This is a genomic window from Parvibaculum sedimenti, from assembly GCF_009184905.1.
GTDB lineage: Bacteria > Pseudomonadota > Alphaproteobacteria > Parvibaculales > Parvibaculaceae > Parvibaculum > Parvibaculum sedimenti.
This window is the reverse complement of sequence record NZ_WESC01000004.1, coordinates 1-17,152: the sequence shown is the minus strand read 5'-3', so window position 1 is coordinate 17,152 and position 17,152 is coordinate 1. Positions and strand designations below refer to the sequence as shown.

Below are 17,152 nucleotides of genomic sequence, written 5' to 3'. Positions count from 1 at the left end.
ATGGCCAAGGCTACTCTGACCATAAGCAGCAAGAACTACTCGTCCTGGTCGCTGCGGGGCTGGCTGCTCTGCAAGATGGCCGGGCTCGATTTCGAGGAGGAACAGCTTTCCGCCAGCGACCCCTCGACCCGGGCGGAGCTTCTGCTGCTCTCGCCATCATTTCTGGTGCCTTGTCTCACACATCACGGCATCAAGGTCTGGGACACGCTGGCCATTGCCGAATATCTCCATGAGATCAAACCGGAGGCGGGGCTCCTGCCGGCGGATCAGGCGGCCCGCGCCCATTGCAGGTCGATTTCGGGCGAGATGCATTCGGGCTTCGCCAATCTCCGCTCGGCGCTGCCCATGAATCTCAAGGCGCGCTATCCGGACTTCAAGATCTGGGCAGGCGCGCAGGCCGATATCGACCGCGTCGCCGAGATATGGGAGGAGGCGCTCGAGCGCTACAGGGGGCCTTTCCTCTTCGGCAAGAAGCCGACCATGGCGGATGCCATGTACGCGCCGGTCTGCACCCGCTTCATCACCTATGACGTCGAACTCGACCAGCCGGCGGCTGCCTATTGCAAGCGCATTGCGGCGCTGCCGCACATGATCGAATGGACCAAGGGCGCGAAGGCCGAGCCTGAAGAGCTGGAAGAGCTCGACGCGGAGTTCTGATCACTCCACATAGATCATCTTGCGCGTCATGCCACCGGCATGTTCAACGCTTGCCCGAGAAGGGATGGGTGCTCGAAAGGCCGCCATCGACGGCGAAGGCCTGGCCGTTCACATAGGAGGCTTCGTCGCTGGCGAGGAAGAGCGCCATGTTGGCGATCTCTTCCGGCACGCCATTGCGCTTCAGCGGATTGAGCTGGCCGATCTTGCCTTCCGTGCCGCGGGCCCGGGCATTGTCGAAGATCGGCTTCGTCATGCCGGTTTCGATGAGGCCGGGGCAGACGGCGTTGACGCGAACGCCTGTGCCATAGAGTTCATTCGCCGATGTCTGGACGAGGCTGATGACACCCGCCTTGCTGGCGCTATACGGCAGGCCGCCCGCATTGGCGCGAAGCCCGGCGACGGAGGCTGTGCAGACGATCGAGCCGAAGCCCTGCTTCGCCATGATGGGCGAGGCATGCTTGATGGCGAGGAACGGGCCGATCAGATTGATGCGGAGGATTTCGAGCCAATATTCGACCGACTGCTCGCCCAGTGGAACGAGGCCGCCGCTGATGCCTGCATTGGCATAGACGACATCGAGGCCGCCATGCTTCTCGACGCTGAGGTTGATGAAGGTCTTGACCGATTCCTCGTCGCCCACATCGGCGGCGACCGAGAGGACCGTGCCGCCATTGGCGCGGATCATCGCAGCCGTTTCGTCCACTGCGTCCTCGACGCGGTCGACGGCGACGACGCTCGCGCCTTCCAGCGCGAAGAGCACGGCGCTCGCCCGTCCGATGCCGCTGCCCGCGCCCGTCACGACGGCGCGCTTTCCTGAAAGTCGTCCCTTGCCTGCTACGGTCATCATTGTCTCCTGAAATACAAGTTTCGATGGCTGGACTTTAGGAAATTCTACCCTGTGGCGATAGGGCGGATCGCTTTTCAGGCAGTTGCGCTAGACTGGGCCAAAGCCTTGCGAGGGGGAGAAACGATGACACGACCTGCATCCGTATCGGATTGGCGCCTGCGCGCGCAGAAGCGACTGCCGCGCATGATGTTCGACTATATCGATGGCGGCGCCTATGCCGAGGCGACGCTCCGCCGCAATGTCGCGGCGATGGAAGAGATCGCGCTGCGCCAGCGCGTGCTGACTGATGTGTCGAAGCTCAAGCTCTCGACGGAGCTCTTCGGCCAGACGCTCGCCATGCCCGTCATTCTCGGGCCGGTCGGCATGGCCGGGCTCTACGCGCATCGCGGCGAGACGCAGGCCGCGCGTGCCGCGGAGGCGGCCGGACTTCCCTTCTGCCTTTCGACTGTGAGCATCTGTTCGTTGGAGGAGGTGCGCAAGTCGGTGGCGAAGCCATTCTGGTTCCAGCTCTACATGATCCGCGACCGGGGCTTCATGATGGAGCTGCTTAACCGCGCGAAGGAGGCGGGCTCGCCGGTGCTTGTCTTCACCGTCGATCTGCCTGTGACGGGCGCGCGCTACCGGGATGTGCGCTCGGGACTTTCGGGCGAACTCACGCTGGCCGACAAGCTCAGGCGCGGCTTCAACGTGCTCTCTCATCCGCGCTGGATGCGCGAGGTGTTCATTGGCGGGCGGCCGCATACATTCGGCAATATCGCCCATGCCATGCCGAACGCGAAGGGCACCAATGATTTCGCCCAGTGGATCGGAAAGAATTTCGATCCTTCAGTGACCTGGCGCGATTTCGAATGGGTGCGCGCGCGCTGGGATGGGCCCATCGTCATCAAGGGCATTCTCGACCCTGAGGATGCGCGCATGGCGGCGGAAGTCGGCGCGGATGGCATCGTCGTCTCCAATCATGGCGGCCGGCAGCTCGACGGCGTGCCCGCGTCGGTCGATGCCTTGCCGCCCATCGTCGAGGCGGTGGGGTCTCGCCTCGACATTGTGATGGATGGCGGGGTGCGCTCCGGCCTCGATGTGCTGAAGGCGCTGGCGCTCGGCGCGAAGAGCGTGGCCATCGGGCGAGCCTGGGCCTATGCGTTGGCGGGCGGTGGCGAAGTGGGCGTGAGCGCCATGCTGAAGACGCTCAAGGCCGAACTCGAAGTTGCGATGGCGCTGACCGGCTGCACCGATGTCGAGACGGCGGGGCGCTCGCTCCTCGTTGAGCATTCCTGAACGGCAGACACAAAAAAGCCCAGCACATTGGCCGGGCTTTCTTTTGCGCCGAACGGTCGTTCTTACATCGGCCAGGTGTAGGAGGCGTAGGCGACGGCTTCCTGGAAGATGTTGATGTAGCGCGTCACGTTCTGGCCGATGAGGTCCATCTTGGCCAGCGTGGCGATGCGCTCCTGGGCGCGGTGAAGTTCCGAAGCCGGGACGATCTGGCGGATGATGCCGCAGGTGTCGGCAAGGGACAGAAGGCAGACGTCGCGCGGATCGGGGAGTTCGTCGCGGAGCAGAATCTCCAGCAGGCGAATCTTCACCTCGCGGATTTCCTTGCCGTCCACCACCGGGTAGCGCCGCGCCTTGAGGAACCACAGGATGCGGCCTTCTTCCTTGGCGAGGATCTTCTTTTCACAGAGGCGCTCCAGCGCCATCTCGCGAACCTGCGTGCCATAGAAGACCAGCTGGTCGATGAGCTTCGCGGCGCTGAGGTCGAAATCGGGAGCAGCGACCTGGCTGAGGATGAGATCGACGCAAGCCTCGCCGGTGGGCGTCTTGTCGACGATCCAGATCCGGTCGAGGTCGCTGTCGATGCGATTCTCGAGGGCAAGTTCCATGATGGCGGCGCCGATGAAGCCGGCGCTCACTGCCTCATGGGGAATATCCACGAAGCCGCCGTCCTCGTCCTTGACCGTCAGTAGCAGGAATTCTTCAGGTACCGTCAGCATTTAACCCGCTCCCCATGTGCTCTCAAGAGCCGGATATTACGAGGCCGCCGGAGGGTGTCAACGTGGAACTCCCGGGTGCATCGGGAGGCAGCGGAGCGCGGCAGCGTTATCCGATGTGATGATGTTGTCGCAGAAAGACGCATACTCGATACTGGCGGCGCGGCTTGACGGAGAAGGGCAGGATGTTAAGAGACATCGGGTCCAATGCCGCGCCGGGGGCAATGGTGGCCCAGACCTCTTGCAGTGGAGCGGTTTTCTTGTCCGACAAGATCGAAATGGCGCTCCGAAACGATATCTCGGAGGTTGGGCGCGTGCTCGACGCCATCGAAGCCTTCGGTGAGGCGCACGGCCTGTCGCCCAAGGCAATCTTCAGGCTCAACCTGGCGCTCGACGAGCTCATCACGAATATTGTGTCCTACGCGTTTGAAGGCCATTCTGAATGCCACATCGAGTTGACGGTGGAACTCAGGGATGGCGTTATCGAGGCGCTGTTGATCGATAACGGCAAGCCGTTCAATCCGGTCGATGCGGAACTTCCCGAGCTTGGCGAGGGGCTGGACGAGCGGCGGATCGGTGGCTTGGGGATCAAGCTTGTCCGGACCCATATGGACCGGCTGGACTATAGCCGCGAGGGCGGGTTCAACCGGCTACAGATGCACATGAATTTGAATGCGGTCGGCTGACGGCCAAAGGGGATAAAGAATGCTCGAAATGACCCATGAGATCCGGGGCGATGTCCTGATCCTCCGCCCTGCGAAGCGGATCGACAGCAGCACGGCCAAATCCTTCGAGGAACAGGCCAATGCGCTGGTCGATGCAGGCCCCGCGAAAGTCGTCATCGACTTCTCTGCGGTCGACTACATCAGTTCGGCGGGCCTGCGGGTCGTGCTCACCACGGCCAAGCGCGCCAAGTCGGCAGGCGGGGCGCTGACGCTGAGCGGCGTCAGCAGCAATGTGAAGGAAGTCTTCGACGTGAGCGGCTTTGCCACCATCTTCGGCATGCACGACACGGACGAGCAGGCGATCGCCGCGCTGAAATCCTGAAAGAGCGGTCGATGCCGATGTCATGATTCCGTTACAGTGCGCTCATAACTTGCGGCGCACGAAACAGCCTCACCGGGTATTCAAATGACCGACAGCTCAGCATTCCACAGCATCAAGCTTTCAGGCCGCCTCGATACGAGCCGGGTCGGCGAGCTCGAGACGCGTTTCTACGCCCAAGTGGGCGCGGTCAAGAAGGCGGGCGACGTGGCTCTGCTCGATCTGTCTGGTGTTGATTTTCTCTCCTCGCTCGGTATTCGTCTGCTCGTCACGGCAGGCAAGATGCTGCATCAGCGTCAGGTGAAGCTCGGCATCATCGCGCCTGGCTCCGCGGATGTGCTCCATGCCCTGGAGACGAGCGGCCTTACGCAGATCTTCAGCTTTTTCGACAGCGAAGAGGCCGCGCGCGCCGCGCTCTGATCATCAGCTTTCCCGAGAGAGCAGACTCATGTCCGAAGACGTTACAGACAATCGCGCGCGCAATCGCTTCGAGCTTATCGTCGAGGGTATCACCGCCCATATCGATTATGAGCGAAAGCCGGACCGCATCGTTCTCATTCATACGATCGTGCCCGATGCGCTGGGTGGGAAGGGCGTCGGTTCGCGGCTGGTCAAAGGGGCGCTTGAGATGATCCGCACCGAGGGGCTGAAGCTTGTGCCGCAGTGCCCCTTTGTTGCCGCCTATATCGAGAAGCATCCCGAATATCGCGATCTCGTCGCCTGAGGCCTATTTGACGGCCAGGCTCGTATCCGCGCTCATCGCCTTCAGAACGCTTTCGAGATAGCGCCCCATGCGGGCAAAGCCGTCATCCGTCAGCTCAACGAAGACGCGCCTGCCATCGCTCTCATCCTTGACGCGGACCGCAAGGCCGCTGCCCACGAGGTCGCCGATGCGACGCAGGGCGGTGGTTGCCGGCACATTGGCGGCGATGCAGAGGCTCGAAACCGAAATGCGCTTGCCGGCCAGCCGCGCATGGGTGAGGTCGAGCAGCATGTCCCAGGCAGGGTCCGCGAAAAGGCCGGTCGGGAAGAACTTCATCCGGGCATTGTAGAGGTCGAGCAGCATCCGGGCCCTGTGCCGGGTCAGCGCGCCTTCATGCGAAGCAGGAGTTGCGGTTTGTGAAAGCGGGCGGGCGCCCCAGTTCTGACGGTCGTTGGTCAATGTCTGCATGGACATAATACAATCTCCGGTTGAGCCCTGCCGGGCTCCTTTCTAGGAAACACTGGCGTATTTGCGGGATTGGCGACTGCGAATCGCAAATCTCTACAACCATAGTGACACGTATAACCCTTAACACAACCATAACGAGCTTATTTTATTTTCATCACACGCATTGCGAGTGCTCTTGGCTTGCCCGGCCCATGGGGCGCCTTGGCTCTTACCCGTTCAGCCGCGCATCGGGGGCGCGGCACGTCTGAACGACGAATTGCGCCACTTTGAGTTGGAATGCAGGGGCGATTGCGACTAAATCTTTACAAACAGACAACGTGACATTTCAGATTTAGGGAGTTCGCCGGCGTCATGACGATTGAGCATTTCGACGTACTGATTGTGGGTGCCGGCATTTCCGGCATCGGCGCGGGCTATCACCTGCAGGCGAACTGTCCTTCCAAGACTTATGTGATCCTCGAAGGCCGCGACTGCCTCGGCGGCACCTGGGACCTCTTCCGCTATCCGGGAATCCGGTCCGACTCCGACATGTACACGCTCGGCTATTCCTTCCGCCCCTGGACGGAGGCGAAGTCGATCGCGGACGGCCCGGCGATCCTCAACTATCTGCGCGAGACGGCGAAGGACTACGGTATCGACCGCAAGATCCGCTTCCGGCATTTCGTGAAGCGCGCCTCCTGGTCGACGGAGAACGCGCAATGGACGGTCGAGGTGGAGCAGGGCCCCGAGAAGGAGCTTACCCGCTTCACCTGCAACTTCCTCTTCATGTGCAGCGGCTACTACAATTACGCTGAAGGCTATACGCCCGACTTTCCGGGAACGGAGCGTTTCAAGGGCCGTATCGTTCATCCGCAGAAATGGACCGACGATATCGATTATGCCGGCAAGCGCGTGATCGTGATCGGCAGCGGCGCGACGGCGGTGACGCTCGTGCCCGAGATGGCGAAGACGGCCGCTCACGTCACCATGCTGCAGCGCTCGCCTACCTATGTCGCCACGGTCCCGGCGGAAGATAAGCTCGCCAATGCGATGCGCCGCTATCTTCCGGCCAAGCTCGCCTATGGTCTCACGCGCTGGAAGAAAGTGCTTCTCAGCATGTATTTCTACAACCTCTCGCGGCGGAAGCCCGAGGGCGTGAAGCAATTCCTCCTGAAGCAGGTCCGCGAACAGCTTGGCCCCGACTATGACGTGGCCAAGCATTTCACGCCGAAATACAACCCCTGGGATCAGCGTCTTTGCGCCGTGCCGAATGGCGATCTCTTCGACGCGATCAAGTCGAACCGCGCTTCCGTCGTAACGGATCGTATCGAGACCTTCACGGAAAAGGGCATCAAGCTTGAATCCGGCACGGAACTCGAGGCCGATCTCATCGTCACCGCGACCGGCCTCAATCTTCAGGTGTTGAGCGATCTGCAGATTTCTGTCGACGGCGCGCCCGTCGATATGTCGAAGACGCTCAACTACAAGGGCATGATGTATAGCGACGTGCCGAACCTCGCTTCGGCCTTCGGCTATACCAACGCCTCCTGGACGCTGAAATGCGACCTCACCTGCGAATATGTCTGCAGGCTCATCAACCACATGGACCGGACCGGCCTTCGTCAGTGTACGCCGCGCCGCAACGACCCGACACTCGGCGAAGAGCCCTTCCTCGACTTCTCCTCGGGCTATGTACAGCGCACGATCGACAAGTTCCCCAAGCAGGGATCGAAGGCGCCCTGGAAGCTCTATCAGAACTATGCGCTGGACATTGTGAGCCTGAAATTCGGGCGTGTTGAGGATGGAGCGATGGAATTTTCGAACCCGCGCCCCGCTTCGGCAGAGCGGAAGCGGCTCGCCAGCTAGTTCGAGGTGGAACGAAAAACGGCTCAAAACAGGGGAAAAGTCCGATCTGGCGGCGCAGTTTGCATCGCCCGGACTTTTCCCCTTGCTATTTCTCCGGCGCGCCCCACTTATGGGGTGTCAATTCGTTTTGGTTCGGCATGCTCTCTACGCTCAAGATCGAGCGCCGGGCTATCCCTTACTCTCAGTGAAGATTGACACGCTTGCGCGATATTGCGTGGGCGACACCTTTATTATTCAAGGAGACACCATGTCCAACAAGGGCGCGGTAAAGTGGTTCAACAGCCAGAAGGGCTTCGGCTTCATTCAGCCGGACAATGGCGGCAACGACGTTTTCGTTCACATCTCGGCCGTTGAGCGCGCCGGTCTGTCGAACCTCAACGAAGGTCAGAAGCTCTCCTACGAGCTCGTGACGGAAAAGGGCAAGACCTCGGCCGCGAACCTCCAGCTCCTTTGAGCTGAAGCGCGGGCGAGCGGCGAGCGCGAACGTCGCGCCTGCCCACTGCCTCAACAAGATGAACCCGGCCGGAGCGATCCGCGCCGGGTTTATTTTGTCCGTATACGGCTCTAATTATGCGGCAAAAGGTCCGGCGCTCCGGGCCGCCGGCGAATTGTATGTGACAATAAATCCTGTCAATATTCAGCCATGTTGGATGAACCCGAAAGCAAGCCAAGCCGGCGCTATCGCGGCGAAAGTCAGGCGGAACGGCAGTCTGGCCGCCGGGAACGCCTCGTCGCCGCAGGGCTGAAAGTCTTTGCCAGCATCGGCTATCGCGCGGCGACCGTCCGCCAGATCTGCGTCGAGGCGGGGCTCACCGAGCGCTATTTCTACGAATCCTTTGCCAGCAAGGACGATCTCTTCATTGCCGTTTATGCCCATTGCGTCGAGCGCGTGGGCGCGGCGCTCTTCGTGGCGCTGGAAGCGGCGGACGACACGCCGGAGGCGAAGGCCAGAGCCGTGCTCAGCGCCTATTTCGGCGAGATCGAGCGCGATCCGCTTTTCGCGCGCGTGCTGCTTATCGAGGTTTTGAGCCTCGGGCCGAACCTCGATCACGTCTATCGCGAGGCGATGGACCTCTTCTCGGTGCATCTGCAGACGGACACGCCGGAACTCTTTCCCCGCGTCAGCGCGGACAAGGGGCGCACCGAGATCCTCGCGGCGGGCCTTGTCGGCGCCATCGTCCATGTGGCAATGCGCTGGGTGCTGTCGAACTTCCGCCGTCCGCGCGAGGAAATCATCCTCGGCCTTCTCGACCTGCTGCTGGCCGCGAGCCGCTGAGCCTTACTTCTGCACGTGCCCGGCGAGTAACGAGCCCGAATAGCTGTAGGCGCCGAAATGCGTCATCCGGCTCGTCACGTCGCACCAGATCTCGCCGCCGCAGCCCTTGGTCCAGAGATAGCAGAAGCCGTAATCCTCGCTGAGATAGCGCTTGGTCTCCGGGTGGATGATGACATCGAAGAAGGACCAGAAATTCCCCTTCGAGAACTGGTTGTCATATCCGGTGATATCGTTCTTGTACTGCTTGTCCGGGAAGCGCTGGCGCATGATGTCGAAGACGCCGCGCTGGATCATCATGAAACCGGTCGCGATCTTGCTGACGCGCATGAAGCCGTTGACGACGGGGTGTCCCTTGTCGGGGCCGGTATTGGGCATGTCCTCGTCGAAGACATTGATCGCCATTTCGACCGACATGTCCCGCAGCGTGTTCGCATCCTCGGTGGTCTTGGCGGCCTTGAGAACCTTTTCCCAATTGATACCCTTCTTCGGGTAGGCCGCGCCGACGACCGGCTTGTTGAGGCTCAGCAGGCGGAAAACCGCGTCGGGCTGAAAGCCGATATCAGCGTCGATGAAGAGGAGGTGCGAGTGATCCTCGCGGCCGAGAAATTCCGCGACGACCGAGTTGCGGCCCCGGCTGATGAGCGACTCCTTGTCCAGCGTCATCACGGAAAGCTCGATCCCCCGCTTCTGGCAGGCGGCCTGCAGGTTCCGCATCGAATGAAACCATGCAGTCGTGACCTGGCCGCCATAGGCCGGAGTGCCGATCAGTATGCGCGTCATCAAATTTCCCCCTCGGCCTTATTTCGCGTTCCCGACGCGCCGCGACCGCCTGGCCAAGGCGGTAATGGCGACGGCCCCTGCCGCATATCTCAGGCTGCCGATAACGGCGGTTGGTCATCGGAGGAAACAATTTACGCAGACTATGCGCCGCAGACCAAGGGGTCTCGTCGTGGGTGCCCTTTAGCGGAGAGAGAGACGGCGCCGGAGCCCGGCCCACTTTTTCTGCCAGTAGTCGGGATTCATTTGGCGAAGAACGACAAGGTAGACCCGGACGAGGGGGGCCATTTTCCTGATGAAGATACGCAGATCATTGCCGCGCACCGCCTCTGCGAATGCAGCATGGCTTCGATCGCGCAGCGCTTCGCGCAGGCGGAAGATCAGGCGGTAGCGGAGGCTGAGGTGATGTGCGGCTGCCACGCGCTTTCGTGGGCGCCATTGGCCCTCTTGGTCGCGTAAATAAAGTCGGTAGGCCAAGCCATCTCGACGATGGCGAAATCCCGCTTCCTGCGAACGGGCAATGTCTTCGGCGCCTAGATCTTCAATATGAATGCTGCCGTTTGCGCGCCCCTCGGCAACGATCTGCGCGAGTTGAGGATGGCGGGTGATGACGATGTTTGTTCCGGCCGGATCGCTGTCGAAGCGCGGTAGCCATGCATCGCCCAAGGTTATGTCGGCAGTTTCGCCGAGAACGTCATCGCAATAGTCGCATGCCTTCAGCTTGAAAAAGCCGAGCCCCCAATCTGTTCCATAGACATTCGCGTTGGCGATCACGGATTGGCGATCTTTGCTTCTCGCAAGAATGAAATATTGCTTGGCCGAGATTGCTTGCGGAGCCTTGTATCGAAAATCTACATAGGTGAGGTCGCGCGGATGCATGCCTGCGGTCCAGCCGTAATATTCGGCATAGCCGGTGCTCTTGAGATGGCCGCAGACAATGGCGATCTGAAAATGCAGTCTTTCGCCGATGACGGCGTCGTTCTCCCGAAGCAGGCGCGCGGCACGCGCGAAGCAGGGCAGGGAGATCAATGCGAAGCGCATGGGCGTCTCGCGTATGTATTGCATCACGGTGGAGAGTTCGCAGGGGTAATAGCGCGTCTTGGCGCCTTCGCGCAGTTCTTCGATTGTTCGGGATACGGCGTATTGGAATAGCGGACCGCCGGTGGATTGCGCTCCTGGACGAATGTGGATTATGGCGTCGACAAGTCCTCGCGAGAGGAGTTCGCTGGCAATCCAGTTCGTCATGCCGCCGGATGTGCCGTTTTGCCGAAAATCCCCTTCGCTCACATATCCAGCGTGAAGTGTTTCCCATCGGCCTATGAGACCGTTCTGATGGGGTGCGTGACCGAAGGCGTCGGCGCCGATTTCGTCTTCGTTCCGCGATCTGCCTGAAAATGGGCAGACGGCTCTAACGTCAGTGAGTGCGGTATCTGACGGAGCTGCATCCCCGATCTGACGAGGAAGAAAGCGCCCGTAACTATCGAGGCGCATTTCCAGATGCTCGGGCGCCATTGTGGCGCATGCGCCGCAGCCCACGCAGTACCCCCCGGCTACGACCGTTCTGAAAAGATCGGCAATTGGCGATGTGTCGGTGGTTGGTGCGCTCATGATTGCCCCTGCATCTCCGCTGTGGGCGACCGTGCAATCCATGCTCTGAGAATTGCGCTTTTTGGGAGTCGAGAGGGAACAAATTTCGACAGGGATTGCAGGAGCCACGGTCCATGCTCGCCTAGCGTCTGCACCGGAATGAGCATGATAGTCGTGAGCCAGGACAAGATTACTATGGCGCAGGTGAGGGTGAACGCGACAAACCATGGTGCGCCCAGAGCCACCAGCGCGACATGCCCGGCGAGGCCCAGCAGCACGGGGCCGACGGCTATCGGGGCGGTGCCTAACAGCGTACGACACAGCGGCCTCCAGCCGCCTTTCGTCTCCCAAAGAACCAATATGATACCGGAGAGAAGATGCAGGAACTGCGAGGCGCTCATGCCGACAGCAACGCCCCTCACGCCGAATTGAGCGCCGGCAAGGATGCAGGTCGATACGATTACGACATGCTCTATTTGGAGCAGGAGCAGCCAGAGGGCTCTGCCGCGCGCTTTGAGTATCGTAGCGCAGAGGCGATTTGCCGTTCGGCAGAAAAAGCCTGCGGCGAGTAGCTGCATCAGCAGAGCCGCTTCGGTCCAGCCGGAGCCCAGAAGAATATAGATGATTTCATTCGACAGGATCGCGCTTGTCGCGACTACCGGCGAGATAAATGCGAAATAGGCGCTCATTCCTCGGGCGAAAACGGTGTTCACGCGTTCCGTATCGTGCTGGATTGTCGACATCATTGGGAAGATTACGGACTCAAGTGCACCACCCAGCGCGTTGATTGGGCGAAATGTCGTGCTCTGCGCGCGAACGTAGAGGCCGAGTTGGGTAGGGCCGAAGAGCCGCGCGACCACCGCCTGATCGATTGAGAAGATTACCTGCCGCATGACCTTGGCGGCGCTGAGACTCAAGCCGAAGCCGAGCAGTTCGCGCGCCGTTAGTCTGTCGAATCCGAGGCGTGGTGAGGGCCGGCTTTGCCAGACGTAAAGCAGGCTTAGTGCCAATGCCTGTGCCACTTCCGCGTAGACAAGCGACCAATAGCCGAAGCTCATCATGGCGAGACCCACGCCAACGATCGCATAGCCGATGCAATAGGACGCCACCTGCGTCGCTGCAAGTTTGCGGAACTGGAGGGTTCGATAAATCATCGCCTCAGGCACCGAAACGGCGGTGCGCAGAAACACGACGAGGCAAAGTACGTGCAAGGCGCTGGCACTCTGAGGAATGGAAAGCAGGTCGGCGACGAAGTCAGAGGCGAGATATAGGCTGCCGCCAAGGAGTGCTGCCACGGCTAGGGCGAGGCTCTGGCCCGTTTCGATGTGGCGGGGTTCCAGCTCCTTGCGCTGGATCAGGGCAGGGGCAACGCCGAGGGCGCCTTCGAGATCAACAATCGACACGATAATCATGGCAGCGGCGACGACTCCGAAATCCGCAGGCGTAAGATGTCGGGCCAGAATTCCGATGACGCCGAAGCGAAGCAGCGTCTGCACCGTCGAGCCGAGAAGGATCTGCGAAATGCCGCGCGTGGCGCGCAACGTCATGGACAAGGCAGCGCCCTCGGCTTGTCGGCTGTCTTTGCGATTTGCGCCAGATCCGGGTTCCAGTGGTCGAATTCCGAGGGGCTTGCGAGGGAAATTATTATGGCGATGAGGAACCCGTAGTTCTTTAGCCTGGCGGGCTTCAAGGCGACGGCGCGCAAGGCCAGCTCCAGTGCCTTTTGCGGGCGGCGCATAACGATGCTGCGCTTGATGTTGCGGTGCATCTCGCGCAACAGGTGATCCTTCTTGTCAAGCTCTGGCTCGAACTCGCTCAGGACGTCGAGAAACAACTTGCGACGCTCAACATGCGCGTCGACGTCCAGATTGCGGGAGATGTGAGACATGCTCTCTTCGTGCACGATCCGCGATGAAAGTGCTTTACCGAGGCAGGTCCAGCGAAGCACCTTCACCGCCCGGTAGAGAAAATGGTGATCCTCAAGATAGCGAAGCCGTTCGTCGAATCCACCAAGCGCGAAAAAGAGCTCGGTACGGACGAAAATTGCCGAGGTAAAGGAATAGACGTCACCCCGCAATATGGCTGCGCTGAACACGTCTGTCCCGATGTAAGAGCTCCAAAAATGACGGTGGCGAAGTGTGCCGCTCTTCGCGACGGTCTGAGTATCGCACAGGACGAGGTCTTGATCTGCGCCCGCAGCAATTTGCTCGGCAAGCTTGGATGGCTCCCAGGTGTCATCCACATCGAGGAAGGCGATCCATGTTCCTTTCGCCATCCTCGCGCCACGATTCCGCGCCGCGCCCGGCCCCGCATTGCTCTGACGCAGATAGATCGCATGCCATCGCGCCGCAGCCTCACGGGCAAGTGCCGCCTCGTCGGCCGATGAACCGTCATCGACGATCACCACCTCGAAATCACGAAAGGTCTGCTGGCTCAACTGTTCGAGCGCCCCTTCGATGAAGGCGCCAGAATTGTAATAGGGTATGACAACGGAGATTGTCGGGTGTTCACCTGCCTCCGGAAGGGCATTGTTCATGGATGATTCCCCGGCAGAGAGCGGTCGAGGAAATCTCGCCCGATCCGGCGCAACTCCGCGAGCCTTTCGCCAATCTCTGCGCGGTCATATGGCAGGCTTTGAAGCGTGGCGCACATTTCCAGCAACCGGCTCTGGCCCCCGGCCTCATTGACCGACACGTAGCGATGGGAGAGGCCCAGCATGTCGCTCAGCGCGTGGTTCTTGGTTGGAAAGCCCATGGTCGGGCGTCGCCTGTCCGCGCAGATGAGTGGGCAACCATTGAGTACGGCGAAAATGCCGCCATGCATGCGCTCGCTCAGGCATGCGTCGAAGTGACGTGCAAGGCCCGCCCAGTCCAGCGGGTCAATGGCGGCGCCGGTGAGGTCGATGTCCGCATAGGGGTTCCGGTCCGAAACGGAAACGATCTGATAGCCCCGCGTCTTCAGCAACGTGCAGGCCGCCGCATAGGCCGGATGCTCGCCCGCAATGAGCAGCAGGCGCGGGCGATTGAAATCGACGCCCCATGCAGCAAGGCGCGCGCGCAGATCGTCCGGATCGGCGTCGTTCGTCAGGTCGCAGATCAGCGTCGGATCGGGCGTCCATTCTATCTTTCCGGCAAGCGAGGGGTCCGCCCACAGGGCGAATGCCCGCGTCCGCTCGTCGCGTACGCCGATGGCGCCGAAGCCGCCCAGAATGTCGGCGATCTTGCGGCGCATGCGCGGCGACATGGAAAGCCAGTCGGTTTTCTCGCCGGCCGACGCAGCATAGGCGAGTTTCGGTATAGCGATGCTCCGGTCGGGCCAGAACACATTGGGAAAGGCCGGCGCATAGGGATCCGTTTGCAAGCGGAGCAACCCCTTCAGGCGGCGCTGAAAGGCGATCTTCCAGACCTCGTCGCTGCCAATGACAATGGCGTCATAGCGCGAGCGGATATAGTCAAATGTCGGATGCCGGTCGGCGCTGTAGAAGCGGCGCGGGCTCACGGGCAGGCAATGGTCGGAAAAATCCTGAAGCACCTTCTTCCGGTCGTCATCGGCGGGCCCATAGGCCTTTTCCATCAGCACGGGGTAGCGATGATCCACGATTTCGACGTCGGTTCCGGGACGAAGCTCGCCGATGGCGCGGTGCAGGGCGAGGCTCTGCAGGATCGCGCCTTCATTGAAACCCGCATGTAAGGTCACGGTCCCAAAACGCATGGACCTCGTACTCCTGTCTCCGCTCGCGATAGCCCATCCGGGTGCCCGGCAACCGGACTCGCGGCATTATAGGCGGATACCGATGACGCTTGAAATGCGCATTCGCCTCAAACTGTAACAAACTCATCCGCGACGGAATGAGCTTCATCTCTGTGTGGCGAAGACTGGTGCGAAGAGGGGGGACAGAAATTCCGCGCCAGCCTTGCTAAGGTGATCGTCGTCAGCATATAGCGACTTGTCAGCCTTGTAGATTAAGCAACTGCCTTTGTTGCAAAGGAGTTCGGCAGGTCTGATGCGATGCAAGTTGGGCGCGTCGGGAATGGCGTCAAGTATTCTCGTCGCGTCACGACTCCGGATCTGGAATGCGGCTTCGCTGAGTCGTAACCCTTCGCCCCCCCCCCCCGCTCTTTGCAAGCCGGGCCAACGCGCTTGGTATATCGTAGCTGCTTTCCGGTATCGGATAGACAAGAAATACCTCCTTGCCATTGTCGAGGAGGAGGTTGATCTGCTCCTCCAGGCCATGCCGCATCATCCCTTCTGCTTGATTTAGGCTGATTGCGCCGTGGGGATGCTTTGTGATTTCGGGAGAAGTGGCGTCCGATTTAGTTTCAAGTGAGAGGCCGTTCAATGCGGCCGTATAGCCTACGCAGTAGATACTGGCCGCCAATGAGATGATCAGGCTGGTCCATGTGACCAACCTCCACGCGAAATCCGGTCGCCAGTATCGGCTCCAGCGCCAGACAAGTACGAGAGCCAGCGGGAAGAAGATGTAAAACTGCTCTTCGACTGCCAGCGACCATGTATGCAGCAGCGGTTTTAGCTCGGCTGACGTATCGAAATAGCCGCTTTGCTTCCAAAACAGGATATTGGACCCGAAGAGAGCGGTGGCGATGATGCCTCGGCTCAGTGACTTCAGGTCCTCGGGCAGGAGAAGAGCCGTCCCGGCGCTCAGGGTAAAGAACAGAACGGCGAAAAGGGCTGGAACTATGCGGCGTATGCGCCGTTCGTAAAAGCGCAGAACAGAAAACCGGTTCTCTCTGATCTCGGCGGAGATGATCAGGGTAATGAGGTAGCCGGAGATTACGAAAAAGACGTCGACGCCGACAAAGCCGCCGCGGAATATACTGAAGCCAGCATGAAACAGAACGACTGGCAGGACTGCGATAGCGCGTAATCCGTCGATGTCCCTGCGATACGATAAATACATATCCGTCGCTTCTAATGGGCAGGTGTTGCCAGATCGGATGTTCTGCCTTCCGCTCAGCCGCTGCGGGATCGCCCCCAGAGTCGATAGAGCCAATGATTCATACCGGCGGCAACCACTTCTTGTCGAAGAGGTGAAGTAGCGGATCGATCCAATTCAGCGAGGGGCAATGGATGTTGTGTGAGTAACTGCGTTCGACGGGGTGGTTCGCCGCTGATAAAAAGGGCGCTAACTCCCTCCAATTCGGGCATGGTTGATTTGTCGGTGTGGGCGTTCCCCCTTAATATTCGTCAATCCAGAAGGCATTGGGTTGGAGGGGCAGGCGATGGAATTCAATCCGCTTTCGCACGCAGCAAGGAAATCTTGGAGTTGGCGGTCGAGCCATTCAGGAGAGGAGCCGTATCTGTGCCACAATTGTTACGAATAGGGCGGTAATGTTGCATAGGCGCGATATCGACGGATTGAGGGCTTTGGCCGTTCTTCCGGTCGTTTTATTCCACGCGGGTTTTGGCTTCTTTCCCGGCGGGTTTGTCGGTGTCGATATTTTCTTCGTGATTTCGGGCTTTCTGATCACGGGGATCATCAAGTCGGAGATCGATTCTTCTCGTTTTTCCATCATCAATTTCTATGAGCGCCGCGCGCGCCGCATCCTGCCGGCTTTTTTCGCCGTGCTGCTGGCTACGGAAGTTGCGGGCTGGTTCCTGCTGCTGCCGGAGGATTATCAGGGCTTCGCTCAAAGCGCGATCGCGGCGACGCTGTTCGTTTCGAATATCTTTTTCTGGAGTCAGTCCAACAATTATTTCGACCAACCGGCGGAGACGAAGCCGCTGCTGCATACCTGGTCTCTGTCCGTGGAAGAGCAGTTCTACGTCGTCTTCCCGGTCGTAATCTTCGCTCTCAGCTTTCTTGTTGCGCGGCGCAAGAACGGAAGCGCCCTGGTCGCTTTCGCTATCGGCGTTTTCACGCTGTGACGTGCCACTGAAGTTTCCCCCACGGGGGATTAGAGCCTTGGCATGATTATGCCCTCTCGGGCGGGTTGAGCAAC

At 60.1% G+C, this 17,152-nt stretch carries 20 protein-coding genes; 10 read left to right on the top strand and 10 right to left on the bottom strand.

Features of this window, described 5'->3' with window-relative positions; genetic code table 11:
* Positions 1–657: a glutathione S-transferase family protein gene (locus F2P47_RS05055; protein ID WP_152215095.1), complete on the top strand. Its 657-nt coding sequence runs from the start codon at positions 1–3 to the stop codon at positions 655–657.
* Positions 658–700: 43 nt separating this feature from the next.
* On the opposite strand, the gene F2P47_RS05050 is transcribed toward F2P47_RS05055, so the two are convergent.
* Positions 701–1,501, bottom strand: a complete 801-nt coding sequence (locus F2P47_RS05050) for an SDR family NAD(P)-dependent oxidoreductase (protein ID WP_152215341.1) — start codon at positions 1,499–1,501, stop codon at positions 701–703.
* Between the two features lie 126 nt (positions 1,502–1,627).
* On the opposite strand from F2P47_RS05050, the gene F2P47_RS05045 reads away from it, so the two are divergent.
* Positions 1,628–2,779 carry an L-lactate dehydrogenase gene (locus F2P47_RS05045; RefSeq protein WP_152215094.1) on the top strand — a complete coding sequence of 384 codons (1,152 nt, stop codon included), beginning with the start codon at positions 1,628–1,630 and terminating at the stop codon, positions 2,777–2,779.
* Between the two features lie 62 nt (positions 2,780–2,841).
* Here the strand turns inward: F2P47_RS05045 and F2P47_RS05040 are convergent, their stop codons facing one another.
* Positions 2,842–3,495, bottom strand: coding sequence for a GOLPH3/VPS74 family protein (locus F2P47_RS05040; protein ID WP_152215093.1), 654 nt, complete (start codon positions 3,493–3,495; stop codon positions 2,842–2,844).
* Between the two features lie 164 nt (positions 3,496–3,659).
* On the opposite strand from F2P47_RS05040, the gene F2P47_RS05035 reads away from it, so the two are divergent.
* From F2P47_RS05035 to F2P47_RS05020, 4 genes are all read left to right on the top strand, one after another.
* Complete coding sequence (locus F2P47_RS05035) at positions 3,660–4,178, top strand: ATP-binding protein (protein WP_152215092.1); 519 nt, start codon at positions 3,660–3,662, stop codon at positions 4,176–4,178.
* Between the two features lie 19 nt (positions 4,179–4,197).
* Positions 4,198–4,539, top strand: a complete 342-nt coding sequence (locus tag F2P47_RS05030; RefSeq protein ID WP_152215091.1) for an STAS domain-containing protein — start codon at positions 4,198–4,200, stop codon at positions 4,537–4,539.
* An 84-nt stretch (positions 4,540–4,623) separates the two neighbouring features.
* A complete protein-coding gene (locus tag F2P47_RS05025; RefSeq protein ID WP_152215090.1) occupies positions 4,624–4,956 on the top strand; it encodes an STAS domain-containing protein in 333 nt (110 codons plus the stop codon).
* Between the two features lie 28 nt (positions 4,957–4,984).
* A complete protein-coding gene (locus F2P47_RS05020; protein ID WP_152215089.1) occupies positions 4,985–5,260 on the top strand; it encodes a GNAT family N-acetyltransferase in 276 nt (91 codons plus the stop codon).
* Positions 5,261–5,263: 3 nt separating this feature from the next.
* Here the strand turns inward: F2P47_RS05020 and F2P47_RS05015 are convergent, their stop codons facing one another.
* Entirely contained in the window at positions 5,264–5,713 is a 450-nt protein-coding gene (locus F2P47_RS05015; RefSeq protein WP_152215088.1) for a winged helix DNA-binding protein, read from the bottom strand.
* 345 nt (positions 5,714–6,058) lie between these two features.
* On the opposite strand from F2P47_RS05015, the gene F2P47_RS05010 reads away from it, so the two are divergent.
* From F2P47_RS05010 to F2P47_RS05000, 3 genes are all read left to right on the top strand, one after another.
* Positions 6,059–7,552: a flavin-containing monooxygenase gene (locus F2P47_RS05010; protein ID WP_152215087.1), complete on the top strand. Its 1,494-nt coding sequence runs from the start codon at positions 6,059–6,061 to the stop codon at positions 7,550–7,552.
* Between the two features lie 247 nt (positions 7,553–7,799).
* Entirely contained in the window at positions 7,800–8,006 is a 207-nt protein-coding gene (locus tag F2P47_RS05005; RefSeq protein WP_152215086.1) for a cold-shock protein, read from the top strand.
* A gap of 189 nt (positions 8,007–8,195) precedes the next feature.
* Positions 8,196–8,828, top strand: a complete 633-nt coding sequence (locus F2P47_RS05000; RefSeq protein WP_152215085.1) for a TetR/AcrR family transcriptional regulator — start codon at positions 8,196–8,198, stop codon at positions 8,826–8,828.
* A 3-nt stretch (positions 8,829–8,831) separates the two neighbouring features.
* Here the strand turns inward: F2P47_RS05000 and F2P47_RS04995 are convergent, their stop codons facing one another.
* The 7 genes from F2P47_RS04995 to F2P47_RS04970 form a co-directional block, all read right to left on the bottom strand.
* Positions 8,832–9,608: a hypothetical protein gene (locus tag F2P47_RS04995; RefSeq protein WP_152215084.1), complete on the bottom strand. Its 777-nt coding sequence runs from the start codon at positions 9,606–9,608 to the stop codon at positions 8,832–8,834.
* A 180-nt stretch (positions 9,609–9,788) separates the two neighbouring features.
* A complete protein-coding gene (locus F2P47_RS04990; protein WP_185680950.1) occupies positions 9,789–11,213 on the bottom strand; it encodes a Coenzyme F420 hydrogenase/dehydrogenase, beta subunit C-terminal domain in 1,425 nt (474 codons plus the stop codon).
* The gene (locus F2P47_RS04985; protein ID WP_185680949.1) at positions 11,210–12,733 is read right to left on the bottom strand and encodes a lipopolysaccharide biosynthesis protein; all 1,524 of its coding nucleotides are present in this window, start codon (positions 12,731–12,733) and stop codon (positions 11,210–11,212) included. Before F2P47_RS04985 ends, F2P47_RS04990 begins: the two co-directional genes overlap by 4 nt.
* A 2-nt stretch (positions 12,734–12,735) precedes the next feature.
* Complete coding sequence (locus F2P47_RS04980; RefSeq protein ID WP_152215081.1) at positions 12,736–13,728, bottom strand: glycosyltransferase family 2 protein; 993 nt, start codon at positions 13,726–13,728, stop codon at positions 12,736–12,738.
* Positions 13,725–14,903, bottom strand: a complete 1,179-nt coding sequence (locus F2P47_RS04975; protein ID WP_152215080.1) for a polysaccharide pyruvyl transferase family protein — start codon at positions 14,901–14,903, stop codon at positions 13,725–13,727. Before F2P47_RS04975 ends, F2P47_RS04980 begins: the two co-directional genes overlap by 4 nt.
* A gap of 144 nt (positions 14,904–15,047) precedes the next feature.
* Positions 15,048–15,317: an SGNH hydrolase domain-containing protein gene (locus F2P47_RS18100; RefSeq protein WP_425500027.1), complete on the bottom strand. Its 270-nt coding sequence runs from the start codon at positions 15,315–15,317 to the stop codon at positions 15,048–15,050.
* Positions 15,247–16,110, bottom strand: a complete 864-nt coding sequence (locus tag F2P47_RS04970; RefSeq protein ID WP_152215079.1) for an acyltransferase family protein — start codon at positions 16,108–16,110, stop codon at positions 15,247–15,249. The genes F2P47_RS18100 and F2P47_RS04970 overlap by 71 nt, the downstream gene beginning before the upstream one ends.
* A 431-nt stretch (positions 16,111–16,541) precedes the next feature.
* Here F2P47_RS04970 and F2P47_RS04965 point away from each other — a divergent pair, with 431 nt between their 5' ends.
* On the top strand, positions 16,542–17,078 hold the full coding sequence (locus F2P47_RS04965; protein ID WP_152215339.1) for an acyltransferase family protein: 537 nt from the start codon (positions 16,542–16,544) through the stop codon (positions 17,076–17,078).
* The last annotated feature ends 74 nt before the right edge of the window (positions 17,079–17,152 follow it).

Bases quoted from the DNA above. Each gene is read 5' to 3' on its own strand.
- F2P47_RS05040 (WP_152215093.1), bottom strand. From the start codon at position 3,495: ATGCTGACGGTACCTGAAGAATTCCTGCTACTGACGGTCAAGGACGAG.
- F2P47_RS04980 (WP_152215081.1), bottom strand. From the start codon at position 13,728: ATGAACAATGCCCTTCCGGAGGCAGGTGAACACCCGACAATCTCCGTT.
- F2P47_RS05050 (WP_152215341.1), bottom strand. From the start codon at position 1,501: ATGACCGTAGCAGGCAAGGGACGACTTTCAGGAAAGCGCGCCGTCGTG.
- F2P47_RS05055 (WP_152215095.1), top strand. From the start codon at position 1: ATGGCCAAGGCTACTCTGACCATAAGCAGCAAGAACTACTCGTCCTGG.
- F2P47_RS05000 (WP_152215085.1), top strand. From the start codon at position 8,196: ATGTTGGATGAACCCGAAAGCAAGCCAAGCCGGCGCTATCGCGGCGAA.
- F2P47_RS05005 (WP_152215086.1), top strand. From the start codon at position 7,800: ATGTCCAACAAGGGCGCGGTAAAGTGGTTCAACAGCCAGAAGGGCTTC.
- F2P47_RS05030 (WP_152215091.1), top strand. From the start codon at position 4,198: ATGCTCGAAATGACCCATGAGATCCGGGGCGATGTCCTGATCCTCCGC.
- F2P47_RS04965 (WP_152215339.1), top strand. From the start codon at position 16,542: ATGTTGCATAGGCGCGATATCGACGGATTGAGGGCTTTGGCCGTTCTT.
- F2P47_RS05025 (WP_152215090.1), top strand. From the start codon at position 4,624: ATGACCGACAGCTCAGCATTCCACAGCATCAAGCTTTCAGGCCGCCTC.
- F2P47_RS05010 (WP_152215087.1), top strand. From the start codon at position 6,059: ATGACGATTGAGCATTTCGACGTACTGATTGTGGGTGCCGGCATTTCC.
- F2P47_RS04990 (WP_185680950.1), bottom strand. From the start codon at position 11,213: ATGAGCGCACCAACCACCGACACATCGCCAATTGCCGATCTTTTCAGA.
- F2P47_RS04995 (WP_152215084.1), bottom strand. From the start codon at position 9,608: ATGACGCGCATACTGATCGGCACTCCGGCCTATGGCGGCCAGGTCACG.
- F2P47_RS05015 (WP_152215088.1), bottom strand. From the start codon at position 5,713: ATGTCCATGCAGACATTGACCAACGACCGTCAGAACTGGGGCGCCCGC.
- F2P47_RS05020 (WP_152215089.1), top strand. From the start codon at position 4,985: ATGTCCGAAGACGTTACAGACAATCGCGCGCGCAATCGCTTCGAGCTT.
- F2P47_RS04975 (WP_152215080.1), bottom strand. From the start codon at position 14,903: ATGCGTTTTGGGACCGTGACCTTACATGCGGGTTTCAATGAAGGCGCG.
- F2P47_RS05045 (WP_152215094.1), top strand. From the start codon at position 1,628: ATGACACGACCTGCATCCGTATCGGATTGGCGCCTGCGCGCGCAGAAG.
- F2P47_RS04970 (WP_152215079.1), bottom strand. From the start codon at position 16,110: ATGTATTTATCGTATCGCAGGGACATCGACGGATTACGCGCTATCGCA.